This is a genomic window from Cedecea sp. B1(4), from assembly GCF_059414925.1.
This window is the reverse complement of sequence record NZ_JCAHMZ010000012.1, coordinates 47885-61483: the sequence shown is the minus strand read 5'-3', so window position 1 is coordinate 61483 and position 13599 is coordinate 47885. Positions and strand designations below refer to the sequence as shown.

General features: G+C 56.7%; 13 protein-coding genes. 4 read left to right on the top strand and 9 right to left on the bottom strand.

What is annotated here, in order from left to right; genetic code table 11:
- Nucleotides 1–7: 7 nt before the first annotated feature.
- From modA to ACR6JA_RS20480, 4 genes are all read right to left on the bottom strand, one after another.
- Nucleotides 8–712, bottom strand: a complete 705-nt coding sequence (modA, locus tag ACR6JA_RS20495; RefSeq protein ID WP_494494263.1) for a molybdate ABC transporter substrate-binding protein — start codon at nucleotides 710–712, stop codon at nucleotides 8–10.
- Nucleotides 712–1764, bottom strand: a complete 1053-nt coding sequence (locus ACR6JA_RS20490) for an ABC transporter substrate-binding protein (RefSeq protein ID WP_494494264.1) — start codon at nucleotides 1762–1764, stop codon at nucleotides 712–714. Before ACR6JA_RS20490 ends, modA begins: the two co-directional genes overlap by 1 nt.
- 80 nt (nucleotides 1765–1844) lie before the next feature.
- Nucleotides 1845–2231 (bottom strand): tautomerase family protein, encoded by a 387-nt coding sequence (locus ACR6JA_RS20485; RefSeq protein ID WP_213714891.1) that lies wholly within the window; start codon nucleotides 2229–2231, stop codon nucleotides 1845–1847.
- Nucleotides 2232–2564: a carboxymuconolactone decarboxylase family protein gene (locus ACR6JA_RS20480; protein ID WP_494494265.1), complete on the bottom strand. Its 333-nt coding sequence runs from the start codon at nucleotides 2562–2564 to the stop codon at nucleotides 2232–2234.
- Between the two features lie 103 nt (nucleotides 2565–2667).
- On the opposite strand from ACR6JA_RS20480, the gene ACR6JA_RS20475 reads away from it, so the two are divergent.
- From ACR6JA_RS20475 to ACR6JA_RS20465, 3 genes are all read left to right on the top strand, one after another.
- A complete protein-coding gene (locus tag ACR6JA_RS20475) occupies nucleotides 2668–3528 on the top strand; it encodes a LysR substrate-binding domain-containing protein (protein ID WP_213714895.1) in 861 nt (286 codons plus the stop codon).
- A gap of 414 nt (nucleotides 3529–3942) precedes the next feature.
- Nucleotides 3943–5328 carry a diaminobutyrate--2-oxoglutarate transaminase gene (locus ACR6JA_RS20470; protein ID WP_008455804.1) on the top strand — a complete coding sequence of 462 codons (1386 nt, stop codon included), beginning with the start codon at nucleotides 3943–3945 and terminating at the stop codon, nucleotides 5326–5328.
- Between the two features lie 14 nt (nucleotides 5329–5342).
- Nucleotides 5343–6815, top strand: coding sequence for a pyridoxal phosphate-dependent decarboxylase family protein (locus tag ACR6JA_RS20465; RefSeq protein ID WP_213714897.1), 1473 nt, complete (start codon nucleotides 5343–5345; stop codon nucleotides 6813–6815).
- A gap of 59 nt (nucleotides 6816–6874) precedes the next feature.
- Here ACR6JA_RS20465 and ACR6JA_RS20460 read toward each other — a convergent pair whose 3' ends face one another.
- From ACR6JA_RS20460 to ssb1, 3 genes are all read right to left on the bottom strand, one after another.
- Entirely contained in the window at nucleotides 6875–7870 is a 996-nt protein-coding gene (locus ACR6JA_RS20460; RefSeq protein WP_494494266.1) for an alpha/beta hydrolase, read from the bottom strand.
- Entirely contained in the window at nucleotides 7854–8486 is a 633-nt protein-coding gene (locus ACR6JA_RS20455; RefSeq protein WP_494494267.1) for a hypothetical protein, read from the bottom strand. Before ACR6JA_RS20455 ends, ACR6JA_RS20460 begins: the two co-directional genes overlap by 17 nt.
- Nucleotides 8487–8604: 118 nt before the next feature.
- Nucleotides 8605–9135, bottom strand: a complete 531-nt coding sequence (ssb1, locus tag ACR6JA_RS20450; protein WP_008455813.1) for a single-stranded DNA-binding protein SSB1 — start codon at nucleotides 9133–9135, stop codon at nucleotides 8605–8607.
- A 234-nt stretch (nucleotides 9136–9369) separates the two neighbouring features.
- On the opposite strand from ssb1, the gene uvrA reads away from it, so the two are divergent.
- Nucleotides 9370–12195: an excinuclease ABC subunit UvrA gene (gene uvrA, locus ACR6JA_RS20445; protein ID WP_008455814.1), complete on the top strand. Its 2826-nt coding sequence runs from the start codon at nucleotides 9370–9372 to the stop codon at nucleotides 12193–12195.
- On the opposite strand, the gene ACR6JA_RS20440 is transcribed toward uvrA, so the two are convergent.
- The gene (locus tag ACR6JA_RS20440) at nucleotides 12196–12549 is read right to left on the bottom strand and encodes an MmcQ/YjbR family DNA-binding protein (protein ID WP_008455815.1); all 354 of its coding nucleotides are present in this window, start codon (nucleotides 12547–12549) and stop codon (nucleotides 12196–12198) included.
- 138 nt (nucleotides 12550–12687) lie between these two features.
- Nucleotides 12688–13401: an acid phosphatase AphA gene (aphA, locus tag ACR6JA_RS20435; protein ID WP_008455816.1), complete on the bottom strand. Its 714-nt coding sequence runs from the start codon at nucleotides 13399–13401 to the stop codon at nucleotides 12688–12690.
- Nucleotides 13402–13599: the final 198 nt, after the last annotated feature.

Sequence of the window (13599 nt, the reverse complement as noted above, 5' to 3'; positions counted from 1 at the left end):
TTTACTTTCAGACGACAAAGCCGTAATCCCGCAGTATTTGCCGCGCAGCGTCCGAGACCAGGAACGCCCGTAGCGGCTCCGCCCGTTCATCGCACACCGCCAGCCCATAATCGGCCTGAATATTGTAGGACGCCGGGATCTCGAACACCCGCAGTTCACGATGGGCCTGCAGCGCTGCGGCATAGCTTCGGTAACCAATCATCAGATCGGCCTGGCCGCTGGCAATAAGCCACTGCGCCGCAAGCCTGCCATCGGGCACGGCCTGCGTGTCCGGTCCGCCAACCAGAGCTAAGGCTCGCGGCTGCAGGGCGATGCCAAATTCAGCTTCAAATCTGGCAAAGAACTGCCAGGTATAATCCCCGGACGGATCGCTGCCCGGCGTGGAGGTGCCAATACGTAAGGCCGGATTGCTCAATAGCGTTAGCCAAGTACTTTGCTCCTCAACGCAGTGCGCCGCCGCCGTCAGGCAAAGGGCGTTCCCGGCAAACCGCTGAACCACCCGAGCTTTGCCCCGCTCCAGCAGCGTGTGCGGGTGCGCCATGTTTGCCGACGCAAACAGCGAACAGTTTTCACCGGCTTCTATACGGGCTCTTAGCAGGCCCGCTGGCCCAAATTGCGTCTCTGTCGGCAAGCTAGTTTCCTGCTCAAACTGGGCCATAAGCGGCTGCCAGACCCGCCGCAGGCTTCCCGCCGCCAGAATTTGCAGCGTCATTACTCAACGCCTTCATAGTGGGTGCGGTAAAAACGCTGATACCAGCTGTCGGCCACTTTCTTCATGTCGATGTCTTTGAATCTGGCGGGATACAGTTTTTTCGCCATCCACAGCTCGCCGATCGCCATCGCTTCCGGCATCGGGTAGCCCCAGGCTTTGACGTATTCCGGCATCAGCCAGACCTGATGGCTTTTCACCGCGTCGATCGGCTGCCACTCGGGCTTGCTGACGATCTCATCCACCACTTTAGGGTAACGATCCTGCACGAAGATCACCTGCGGATCCCAGGCGATCACCTGCTCCATCGACACCTGCCTGAAGCCTTTCACGGTGGACGCCGCCACGTTCAATGCGCCCGCGTGGGCCATCATCAGGCCGGTATATTTCCCGGAGCCGTAGGTGGTCAGGTCAGGATTGGCCATATAAGCCCGCACCCGCTGGTCTGCCGGGATGTCTTTCAGGCGGTCGCTGACCAGCTTGCGCTCGGCAAAAGTGGCGTCGACCAGCGCTTTGGCCTGTTTCTCTTTATTAACCACTTCGCCAATCAGCTCGATGCCTTCTTTCAGCCCGAGATTATAGGCTGGCTCTTCATCCTGCATTGACGGGTTCAGCTTACCCTGCTCGCCTGGTGCGTCGTGACGCAGCGAAATCGCGACCACCGGGATGCCGAGTTTGCTAATGCTGTCGATCATCTCCTGCGGTGCATAGTTGGTGACGAACACCACCTGAGGGTGCAGCGCCACCAGCTTTTCGGTGTCCACGCTGGTTAAATCGCCCAGTTGAGCTTTGTGCTCAAGCTCCGGCGCCAGGCGCGCATAGCCGCTGCCAAGCTGCTGCTTCCAGTTCGCCAGAATGCCAACCACTTTGTCGGTGGCGTTCATTTGCACCAACAGATTGAGCGTTTGGTGCTGAAGCACCACCACGCGGTTAACCTCGTCGGGGATAGTGACCTGGCGGCCAAGCTGGTCGGTGAGCGTGCGGTTCGCCAGCGCGGCGAGCGGGGAAAGTACTAATAGTGCGCCCAGCGTCAGGCGGCGGGTAAATCGGTTCACGGCGGGAGTCCTTATGATCGTTGTGTATAAAAATATACAGCGATGGCTCCCCCGCGCCCAGCGATTTTAAGGGGTAGATCTTACTCCGGGAGCAAACTCGCCTTGCCCCCACCAAACGACCAGTCCTCAGCATTGTTATGGCGAATGACGACCATAACGTCGTTGGGCTGAATACCCGGTGACTCGGCAAGTTGCTCGGTGATGGCCCGGTAAAAACACTGCTTCATCTCAGTACTTCGTGGCTTACCGGCCGTTATCTCAATCAGAAGCCAGTCATCGCTGCGCGGCCCCGCCATATAGTGGCGATCAAACCGCAACGCTGATTTATCTTGCTCGTGAAAAACCTGAAACAGATCCGCCTCCGGCACATCAAATGCCTCCACCAGCGCCCGCTGTATGCTGGATGAAACCGCCGCCAGCCTGGCCTCCGTTTTTCCTTTCAATAAGGTGACATGAAGTACCGGCATTTATTGCTCCTCCCGACGGCATCCGACGATCAGCTTATCCAGTACTTTTAGCGCGCTGTGGGCGGCAGGCCAGCCCGCATAAAAAGCCAGATGGGTAATCAGCTCGCTTAACTCCTCATCGCTGACGCCATTTTTGCGAGCTAACTCGAGATGAATAGGCAACTGTTCAAGCCGGTACAATGCCAGCAGCGCCGCCACGGTGATCAGGCTGCGATCGCGTTTATTCAGTTCCAGTCTTTCCCAGATATCCATAAATAACAAGTCGTTGCTCATACTGGCAAGTTTTGGCGACCGGCTCAAAACCCGTTGAATGTCGTGTGATGTTTCGCCCATGAAGCCTCCCGGCTGTTGTTGACAACCTGAGCATACTCATTGAGTATCATTCTAAAAATCAGATATTTTTTGACCAATAATCCTGATTTTCAGGACAATAATTATGACGAATTTAGATCTCGACGTTCTCCGCACCTTTGTGACCGGCATGGCGCTCGGCAGCTTTGCCCGGGCAGCGGACCGGCTGGGGCGATCAACCTCAGCGGTCAGCGCCCAGTTGAAGAAACTGGAAGATCAGGTCGGAACGCCGGTCGTCAAAAAATCAGGCCGGGGCCTGACGCTGACGCCAACGGGCGAAATTGTGTTGAGTTATGCGAAACGCCTGCTGGAGCTGAATGATGCCGCAATGGCTGCGGTGGGAGACACACAGCTGAGTGGGCTCTTACGGGTAGGGTTTCAGGAGGATTTTGGCGAGGGCTTGTTAACCGACGTTCTTGGGTCATTTAGTCGCGCCCACCCTGCCGTCATTCTTGAGGCACGCATCGCACGAAACGCAGAGCTGGAGTCCGCCCTCAACCATTCGCAGCTGGATTTGGCTTTACTCTGGCAAACGCCATCGGCCTGCGCAGAGAATGAGATCGGTAAAATTCCTCTGCACTGGATGGGCATCCCCGAGCAGGTAGAGGCATGCCTCGCCAATGGGCAGCCGCTACCTTTAGTGGTTTTTGATGCTCCCTGTATTTTACGCCTTCACGCCATTGAGGCACTGGATTGTGCAGGGATCCCCTGGCGGATAGCCTTTACCAGCAGCAGTCTGAACGGCCTTTGGGCAGCGGCGCGAGCCGGATTAGGCGTGACGCCAAGAACGCAGGTAGGAAAACCTGCCGATCTCCCGATGATCCAGACGCTTCCCGCTCTCCCTTCATTAGGCATTTGTCTACCAAGAGCCTCATCTGAACCTAACCCGATTCGGGATTGCCTGGCAGACATTATTGAAAAACAGGTGAGCGTTTTTTGCCGTTAAAGCTGAACCAGCGCCAGGTTTACGGGTAAAAAGTGCAACCCCAGTTGCCAATCAATGTCCCGGGGTAATTTTTTGTTGTTAATTATTTCTATCCAGCAAAACCTGGTCTGTCCAGACCGTTTTAATACGCAAAATTAGGCCTTTCAGGGGGCTTTTTTTCCTGCCATTGCCAATAGTTGACAGATCGGATGTCTGGATACCCGTCAAAAGAGTCTTCAATTCATTGATTTTAAATTAAAAAAATTGAAAAAAATAAATGATTGAGTGGGGGGGTAAAAAGCCATATATTGGCGGCGTTTTATGCACCCTAACCCATACCTATACTCTGGATAATTCGAGTTTCAACTTGAAGCATGATGAGTATTGTTTACTTAATTCAGCCGCTGCGCTCATGCCGACGGTTGTAGGAGAGATATGATGACGGATAAAGTCCGTATTGATACTTTAGATGCAAAATCTGCAAACGCTACCAACGAAACCTATTTGGCACGACAGGCTGAATTCGAATCGAATGTCAGAAGTTACCCGCGCAAATTACCGTTCGCTATAGCCAAAGCCCAGGGCGCCTGGATCATCGACGTGGAAGGTAATCGTTACCTTGACTGTCTGGCCGGTGCGGGCACGTTGGCGCTTGGCCACAACCATCCTGACATCCTGCAAAGCATCCAAAACGTCATTACCAGCGGCTTGCCGTTACATACTTTGGATCTGACTACGCCGTTAAAAGACGAGTTCTCAGAATACCTGCTCTCTTTACTGCCGAGCCAGGGTAAAGAGTACTGCCTGCAGTTCTGTGGCCCATCCGGCGCGGACGCAGTAGAAGCCGCTATCAAGCTAGCTAAGAAACACACCGGCCGCAGCGGCGTGATCAGCTTCTCCGGCGGCTACCACGGGATGACCCACGGCGCGCTGTCCGTGACCGGCAACCTGTCTCCGAAAGCGGCCATTAACGGCCTGATGCCGGAAGTACAGTTCCTGCCATACCCGCACGAATACCGCTGCCCGCTGGGCATTGGCGGCGACGCGGGCGTGAAAGCGCTGACCTATTACTTCGACAACCTGATCAACGACGTTGAAAGCGGAGTGCGCAAACCTGCGGCCGTGATCCTCGAAGCCGTTCAGGGCGAAGGCGGCGTGAACCCGGCGCCTGCCGAGTGGCTGCAGCGCATCCGTAAAGTGACCAAAGAGCACGGCATCGTGCTGATCATCGATGAAGTTCAGGCTGGCTTTGCCCGTACCGGCAAGCTGTTCGCCTACGAACACGCTGGCATCGAGCCAGACATCATCGTGATGTCCAAAGCCGTTGGCGGCGGTCTGCCGCTGGCCGTATTGGGCCTGAGAAAAGAGATCGATGCCTGGGAACCTGGCCACCACACCGGCACCTTCCGCGGCAACCAGTTGGCGATGGCGACCGGCCTGACCACCCTGAAGTACCTGAAAGACAACAAAGTCGCAGACAAAGTTGCCGCTCAGGGCGAATGGCTGAAAGGCAAACTGTACGATCTGCAGAAACGCTACCCGGCTATCGGCCACGTTCGCGGCCTGGGCCTGATGCTCGGCATTGAGATCGTTAAGCCAGAAGAAGCACAGGATCACATGGGTTGCTACCCGGCTGACGGCGCGCTGTCTGCTTTGATTCAGAAAAAATGCTTCGAGGCGGGCCTGATTCTGGAGCGCGGTGGCCGTAACGGCTGCGTGCTGCGCCTGCTGCCGTCCCTGCTGATCAGCGATGACGAGCTGGAAATCTTCCTGAGTAAATTTGAAAAAGCCTTGTTAGCCGCTGGCGCAAAAGCTGTCTGACTGGAGTAATAAATATGTCCCGATCTAACCCGATTCTGGCCTCCTCTGCCCAGAGCATTGAGGAATACCAGCAGGCGATCGCCCAGACCAGCCAAGCCGTAGTGGAATGGCTGCAGCAGCCCCAGATGTACCAGGGCAAAACCGTCGCCGAGCTGAAAGAACGCATTCAGCTCGACTTCAATCCTCAGGGCCTGGGCAACCAGGTCGCGATTGAACGCGCGATTGAGTATTTCTTAAAAGACAGCCTGCTGGTGCATCACCCGCAGTGCGTGGCGCACCTGCACTGCCCAAGCCTGGTGGTTAGCCAGGCCGCAGAAGTGCTGATCAACGCCACCAACCAGAGCATGGACTCCTGGGACCAAAGCCCGTCGGCGACCATCATTGAGATGAAGCTGATCGAATGGCTGCGCGCGCAGGTCGGTTATCAGCCTGGCGACGCGGGCGTGTTCACCAGCGGCGGGACCCAGAGCAATCTGATGGGCCTGATGCTGGCGCGTGACGCTTACTTTGCGCGCCAGGGCCACTCTGTCCAGCAGGATGGTCTGACCGGTGATATCCGCAAAATCAGAGTACTGTGCTCTGAAAATGCCCACTTCTCCGTGCAGAAAAACATGGCGCTAATGGGCATGGGCTACCAGTCAGTCACGCTGGTGAAAACCGATGAGTTTGCCCGTATGGACGTTACCGACCTGGCGGCTAAAATCGCCCAGGCGCAAGCGAACGGCGAGCAGATCATGGCTATCGTCGCCACTGCCGGTACGACCGATGCAGGCGCTATCGACCCGCTGAGCGACATTGCGAAGCTGGCCGCAGAGCACCAGATCTGGGTCCACGTTGATGCAGCCTGGGGCGGCGCACTGCTGCTGTCCGAGAAGTATCGCGATTACCTGAACGGCCTGGAGCTGGTGGACTCCGTTACCCTGGACTTCCACAAGCAGTTCTTCCAGACCATCAGCTGCGGCGCGTTCCTGCTGAAAGATGCTCGCCACTACGAGCTGATGCGCTACCAGGCGGCCTACCTGAACTCCGAGTTCGACGAAGAGCAAGGCGTACCGAACCTGGTGTCCAAGTCGCTGCAGACCACCCGCCGCTTTGACGCTCTGAAGCTATGGATGGGCCTGGAGGCGCTGGGCCAGAAACAGTACGCTGAAATTATCGATCACGGCGTGACCATGGCGAAGAATGTAGCGGCCTATGTGGCTGACCACGCAGCTCTGGAGCTGGTGATGCAGCCTCAGCTGGCCAGCGTGCTGTTCCGCTTCCGTCCGGCAAGCCTGGCTGGCCGCAGCGATGCTGAAATCGCGCTGCTGAACCAGAAAATCGGCGATGCGCTGCTGGAGTCTGGCCGTGCGAACGTTGGCGTGACCGAGCATAACGGCGTGACCTGCCTGAAGCTGACCCTGCTGAACCCAACCGTCACCCTGGAGGATGTCAAAGTCCTGCTGGCGCTGGTGGAGAAAACTGCAGAGCCGCTGCTGAACGCGTAATGTTAGCGTAATGAATAAAAGCCGGTCGCGATCCTTCGCCGCCGGCTTTTTTATTGTTTTTAGTTCTCCAGCCTGAGCTGGCGTCGAATAAATTTCGCCACCTCAGCAACCAACTCTCTGTCTTCAGGCGTTCCCATAAATCCACCGTGCGGCATCGCCTCAAAGACGTGCAGCTCGGCTTCGACGTTCACTTTCCTCAACGCCCGGTGCAGCCTCACCGCATTTGACAGGAATAAATCCCGCGTGCCGCTTTGAATCAATGTTGCCGGGAAACCACGGGTAAAATCGCCAAACAGCGGCGAAAGATAAGGATGCGTTAACTCAGCCCCCGCGGCATAGAGCAGGTTGTTTTCCCTTAACGACCCCGGCAGCACCACATCCACAATCTGATTCACCTGGAAGCTGTCGCCGGACTCGGTCAGGTCTGCCTCCGGGGACAGCAGCACTAACGCACCCGGCAACGGCAAGCCTTCATCACGCGCCCTCAGCACCATCGCAGCGGCCAGATTACCGCCCGCCGAACGCCCGGCAATCACGATATTTTCCGGGGCATATCGCTCCAGCAGGTAACGGTATGTGGCCAGGCAATCATCCAGCGCGGCCGGAAAAGGATGTTCAGGCGGCATGCGGTAATCGACGCTGTAGCAACGGATCCCATACTGCCCAGCTTGGGTGCTGGCGCTGGCCTTGCAGGCTTCCCCCCCGCCAAAGGTAAACGCCCCGCCGTGGAGATCCACCAGAACATGATACTCCGAAGCCAGCGCGCCGGGCGTGGCAATATGCACCGTGGCCTGCTCAATCTGCAGCGTCTGCGGGTCCGGCTCACCGCTCGCTGACCTGGATTTAATGGCTTCGGCATACCAGGCCGCCGAAGTGGCCTGAATCTGTTTCCAGGCTTCGCCGTCGGTGTGGGAGGGCATCGCAAAGCGCGCGTTGTGGGGTAAGCCATGCTCATCAACCTGCCGACGCAGAACGGCCTGCGCCTCATCGCTGATGGAATCAGGGAACGGAATAATGTGCTCGGGGCGCAGAACGCCATCAATTTTGTCTGTCATTGCCTGACCTGTGATTAGTGTCTGCCGCCAGCTTTCGCTGGATAGAGAGTAGCGTGCGCCGCCTGATCCAGCCACTGGCCGGACGAATGAGCATCCAATAGAGAGCGAACAGGGCTTTCACGCGCGGCGTTGGGCAATAGACAAAGGTTTCGGTACGTAATACCGCCGTGCCGTTGTTCTCAGGCGTGACATCAAAGCGTAAGACAAGCTTAGCCGCGCGTGGGTCGACAAAATGCTGGAAGGCTTCGGCATCTTTCAGAGACTCGACGTCAAGCAACGGTCGCCAGAAACGCCCGGCCAAACCGAAAGAGACTTCCTGGCTGCTTTGATGCAGCAGAGTGAAAGAGCCAAACCCGAAGGTATCGGCTGGTTCCGCGCTCTCTGACTTAAACAATGTCTGGCGCAGGCGGCGAGGGAGCTGGCGCAAACGGAGTAGCCGACGGATAACCGGATCGTCTTCCATATTCAGCGCCAGAACGGCCTGAATAATGGCTTCAGGCGAACCTTCAATAGGCGGGGAGAGATGCTTTTCATAAAAGCTAAATGAAGGCAGCCAGGGCGTGGCGTCCGCCTGACGCCGACACGCTCTCTCACTGACAAAACCTAAAAATGCCACAGTATATTCCTTATCAGAGGGCCGCCTGTCCGGCAGATTTCATGCCGCCATAATAGAAAAAACCCTGCAAGGCAGGGTTTTATTTGTTCGTCACGTACAGGGTTACACCCTGAGGGGATTAGAACGGGATATCGTCGTCGAAATCCATTGGCGGTTCGTTAGATGGCGCTGGCGCGCTCTGCTGCTGCGGACGAGACTGTGCGCCGCCGCTGAACTGGTTGCCGCCCTGTGGCTGCTGAGGCTGACCCCAACCGCCCTGCTGCTGGCCGCCGTTGCCGCCCGCCGGAGCGCCGCCGCCCTGACGGCCGCCGAGCATCTGCATAGTGCCGCCCACGTTAACCACAACTTCGGTAGTGTATTTTTCTACGCCAGCCTGGTCGGTCCATTTACGGGTTTGCAGTGCGCCTTCGATGTAAACCTGAGAGCCTTTACGCAGGTATTCACCGGCCACTTCGGCCAGTTTGCCGAACAGCACTACGCGGTGCCACTCGGTTTTTTCTTTGGTTTCGCCGGTTTGCTTATCACGCCAGGACTCTGACGTGGCCAGTGTAATGTTGGCGACAGCGCCCCCATTTGGCATATAGCGTACTTCCGGGTCCTGACCCAGATTCCCAACGAGAATCACCTTGTTTACGCCTCTGCTGGCCATGTTCGTATCTCCTGAAACGTTTTTTAAATAGTCTAAACCGGGGATTCTACACTATGCCACCCACAATGTTTATAGCTGCGAGGGACATTCCAGAATGTCGGCTAAGTATAGCTCGTTTCATTAAAACACTGGATATTCATTCAGGTTTTATTGTGTCATAATTAGCCGTTTCTGGCCGTCGGTTGTACCTCTATACATACTAGGCGCATGCAGTCATTATTCCGGGAAAGGTGAATGGATAAGATCGAAGTTCGGGGCGCCCGCACCCACAATCTCAAAAATATCAACCTCGTCATCCCGCGCGACAAACTGATTGTTGTCACCGGGCTTTCGGGTTCAGGCAAATCCTCGCTGGCATTCGACACCCTGTACGCGGAAGGGCAGCGTCGCTACGTTGAGTCCCTTTCGGCTTACGCGCGTCAGTTCCTGTCGCTGATGGAGAAGCCGGACGTCGACCATATCGAAGGGTTATCTCCTGCGATTTCTATTGAACAGAAATCCACGTCCCATAACCCGCGTTCCACCGTCGGCACCATCACGGAAATCCATGACTACCTGCGTCTGCTTTACGCCCGCGTAGGCGAACCGCGCTGCCCGGATCACGACATCCCGCTCGCGGCCCAAACCGTCAGCCAGATGGTGGATAACGTGCTTGCGCAGCCGGAAGGCAAGCGCCTGATGCTGCTCGCGCCGATCATTAAAGATCGCAAAGGCGAACACGCCAAAACGCTGGAAAACCTGGCCAGCCAGGGCTATATCCGTGCGCGTATCGACGGCGAAGTCTGCGACCTGTCCGATCCGCCAAAATTAGAGCTACAGAAGAAGCACACCATTGAAGTGGTCGTCGACCGCTTTAAGGTACGTGAAGACATCGCCCAGCGCCTGGCCGAGTCATTTGAAACCGCGCTGGAGCTGTCCGGCGGGTCTGCCGTTGTCGCCGACATGGACGATGAAAAAGCGGAAGAGCTGCTGTTCTCCGCCAACTTTGCCTGCCCGGTCTGCGGCTATAGCATGCGCGAGCTGGAACCGCGCCTGTTCTCCTTTAACAACCCGGCCGGTGCCTGCCCGACCTGCGACGGCCTGGGCGTACAGCAATATTTCGATCCCGATCGCGTGGTGCAAAACGGCGAGCTGTCGCTGGCCGGTGGCGCTATCCGTGGCTGGGATCGCCGAAACTTCTATTACTTCACCATGCTGCGCTCGCTGGCCGATCACTATAAGTTCGACGTGGAAGCCCCGTGGAACGAGCTGAGCGACGCGGTGAAGAAAGTTGTGCTGCACGGCTCGGGCAAAGAAACTATCGAATTCAAGTACATGAACGACCGCGGGGACACCTCCGTGCGCCGCCATCCGTTCGAAGGTGTGCTACACAACATGGAGCGTCGCTACAAAGAAACCGAATCTTCCGCCGTGCGCGAAGAGCTGGCGAAATTCATCAGCAACCGCCCCTGCACCAGCTGCGAAGGGACGCGCCTGCGCCGTGAAGCGCGCCATGTATTTGTAGAAAATACCGCGCTGCCAACGATTTCTGACATGAGCATCGGCCATGCGATGGAATTCTTCCAGAACATGAAGCTCAGCGGCCAGCGTGCGCAAATCGCGGAAAAAGTACTGAAAGAGATCGGCGATCGCCTGAAGTTCCTGGTGAACGTCGGCCTGAACTACCTTTCTCTCTCCCGTTCGGCAGAAACGCTGTCCGGTGGTGAAGCCCAACGTATTCGTCTGGCAAGCCAGATTGGCGCCGGGCTGGTTGGCGTGATGTACGTGCTGGATGAGCCGTCCATCGGCCTACACCAGCGCGATAACGAGCGCCTGCTGGAAACGCTGATTCACCTGCGTAACCTCGGCAACACGGTGATTGTGGTTGAGCACGACGAAGACGCTATTCGCGCCGCCGACCATATTATCGATATTGGTCCAGGCGCGGGCGTGCACGGCGGCCAGGTGGTTGCGGAAGGCACCATGAAGGATATTATTGCGGTGCCGGAATCCCTGACCGGGCAGTTCCTCAGCGGCAAACGCGAGATTGCGGTGCCGAAACAGCGCGTTGCTGCCGATCCGTCAAAAGTGCTCAAGCTCTCCGGCGCGAAGGGGAACAACCTGAAGGACGTCACGCTGACGCTGCCGGTGGGGCTGTTTACCTGTATTACCGGGGTATCCGGCTCCGGCAAGTCGACGCTGATTAACGACACGCTGTTCCCGATTGCCCAGCGCCAGCTGAACGGGGCGACAATCGCCGAACCGGCACCGTACCGTGAAGTTCAGGGCCTGGAGCACTTCGATAAGGTCATCGACATTGACCAAAGCCCGATTGGCCGCACACCTCGTTCCAACCCGGCGACCTACACCGGCGTGTTCACCCCCGTGCGCGAGCTGTTTGCTGGCGTACCGGAAGCGCGCTCGCGCGGCTATACGCCGGGGCGCTTTAGCTTCAACGTTCGCGGCGGGCGCTGCGAAGCCTGCCAGGGCGACGGCGTAATCAAAGTCGAAATGCACTTCCTGCCGGATATCTACGTGCCGTGCGACCAGTGCAAAGGCAAACGCTATAACCGTGAAACGCTGGAGATTAAGTACAAAGGCAAAAGTATTCACGAAGTGCTGGATATGACCATTGAAGATGCCCGCGAATTCTTCGACGCCGTTCCGGCGCTGGCGCGTAAGCTGCAAACGCTGATCGACGTGGGCCTGTCCTACATTCGGCTTGGCCAGTCGGCGACCACGCTGTCAGGCGGTGAAGCACAGCGCGTTAAGCTGGCGCGTGAGCTGTCTAAGCGTGGCACCGGCCAGACGCTGTATATCCTCGATGAGCCGACCACCGGCCTGCACTTTGCGGATATCCAGCAACTGCTGGAAGTGCTGCATCAGCTCAGGGATCAGGGCAATACCATTGTGGTGATTGAACACAACCTCGACGTGATTAAAACCGCAGACTGGATTGTGGACTTAGGGCCGGAAGGCGGCAGCGGCGGCGGCGAGATCCTGGTCTCCGGCACGCCGGAAACCGTCGCCACCTGCGAAGCTTCTCATACCGCGCGTTTCCTCAAACCACTGCTGAAGTAGTCAAACCGACAATTGCTGCCTGACCTGCTCAGGCAGCAATGCCACCGCCTGCTGATACGAAGCATCCACCAGATAATAAATTTGCGAACCGGGCAGCGAGCCGTCCAGGTAAAGCGTGCTCCAGTGCGCCTTATTCAAATGGGCGCTGGGGAAGACGTCCTGATGCTGCTGACGCAAAAGCTCTGCCAGATCGGGCGTGGCTTTGAGGGAGACTGCCGGGCGCTGGTTCTCCGCATGCACCATGGCAAACAGCACATCGCCGACTTTGATTTGCGTGGCCTTCCAGTCGCTGTGCACGCTCTGCTCTGCGCCGGGTTTTTTCATGCAGTACTCTAAAAGATCCGAATGGGTCATCTTCATTTCCTCGTCCTGAACGTTTACCGGAAGCATTCGCGGCAGCATTAAGTGTGCGCCAAAAGCGGATAACAGACGAGGGGATTGATTAAAAAAACGGCAGACCATTTATGTTAGCTGCCGCTTTTCTGGCCGGGATCAGTACTCGGAGTTGACGATAACCTCTTCGCCAAACGAGCCTGCTTTCGGCAGCGGCTGGTAGCTGGAGTTGGAGGCTCGCAGGATACGAATGCCGCGCGCGCCGACGTCCTGGGCCGCGGTGATGTCGTTGTCTGAATCGCCGTAGAAGATTTTGATTTTCTTCTCTTTCAGCCACTGCGTTTTGGTGTTCTGGCCTTCTTTATCGCCGGCAAAGATCACCGGATTGACGCTCGGCTCCGGGATCAGGAAGTCGTTTTGCAGGGTTTTGGTGACGGTTTCGGTTTTGGTCTGGCTGCGTCCGGTCACAAAGTACACGCTGTCACCGCGCTTGAGGTGCATGGTGATCAGGCTTTTTGCCACCTCTTTAGGCATGCTGAAGTCATCCCAGCCGTTGTTCATCTTTTCCCAGAAAGCCGGGTTTTTCAGGTAGTCCTGCTTACCCGGCGAGAACTCTTTTTGCCCGCGATAAAAGCCCGGGCTGGAAAACAGCACGGTATCGTCGATATCAAACCCAACGGCGATAGGCGCGCGGCCAAGCAGGCTATTTTCAATTTGTGCCACGGAAACCCAGTGGATTGGCACCTGCTGCGCAAGCTGCGCCACGGTGACGCCAGGATTCAGCGGAGCGGGGGCGGATTCGGTTGCCAAAGCGGCATGATTGAAGCCTGCCAGCAGGCAGACGGCACTGAGTGCCAGGGCGATCTTACGCATTGTTTTCCCTTTATTTTCTGTTTTTAGTCGTTGTTAAAATGAGCAGCCTTGCCATAAAGCCTTCCGACCATACCTGCCGGGGACCGATCGACAAAGATTTTTTTCAGTTTTATGTCAGAGAAAATAGGCAGGGTCACAGAATAGAGCAGGAATTTCCTCTCCCAAACGGGAGAGGAAAAAGAGAACATGCGGTAACTA

Coding starts and splice junctions, on each gene's coding strand:
- modA (WP_494494263.1), bottom strand. CDS start 712: ATGACGCTGCAAATTCTGGCGGCGGGAAGCCTGCGGCGGGTCTGGCAG.
- ACR6JA_RS20485 (WP_213714891.1), bottom strand. CDS start 2,231: ATGCCGGTACTTCATGTCACCTTATTGAAAGGAAAAACGGAGGCCAGG.
- ACR6JA_RS20480 (WP_494494265.1), bottom strand. CDS start 2,564: ATGGGCGAAACATCACACGACATTCAACGGGTTTTGAGCCGGTCGCCA.
- ACR6JA_RS20475 (WP_213714895.1), top strand. CDS start 2,668: ATGACGAATTTAGATCTCGACGTTCTCCGCACCTTTGTGACCGGCATG.
- ACR6JA_RS20470 (WP_008455804.1), top strand. CDS start 3,943: ATGATGACGGATAAAGTCCGTATTGATACTTTAGATGCAAAATCTGCA.
- ACR6JA_RS20465 (WP_213714897.1), top strand. CDS start 5,343: ATGTCCCGATCTAACCCGATTCTGGCCTCCTCTGCCCAGAGCATTGAG.
- ACR6JA_RS20460 (WP_494494266.1), bottom strand. CDS start 7,870: ATGACAGACAAAATTGATGGCGTTCTGCGCCCCGAGCACATTATTCCG.
- ssb1 (WP_008455813.1), bottom strand. CDS start 9,135: ATGGCCAGCAGAGGCGTAAACAAGGTGATTCTCGTTGGGAATCTGGGT.
- uvrA (WP_008455814.1), top strand. CDS start 9,370: ATGGATAAGATCGAAGTTCGGGGCGCCCGCACCCACAATCTCAAAAAT.
- ACR6JA_RS20440 (WP_008455815.1), bottom strand. CDS start 12,549: ATGACCCATTCGGATCTTTTAGAGTACTGCATGAAAAAACCCGGCGCA.
- aphA (WP_008455816.1), bottom strand. CDS start 13,401: ATGCGTAAGATCGCCCTGGCACTCAGTGCCGTCTGCCTGCTGGCAGGC.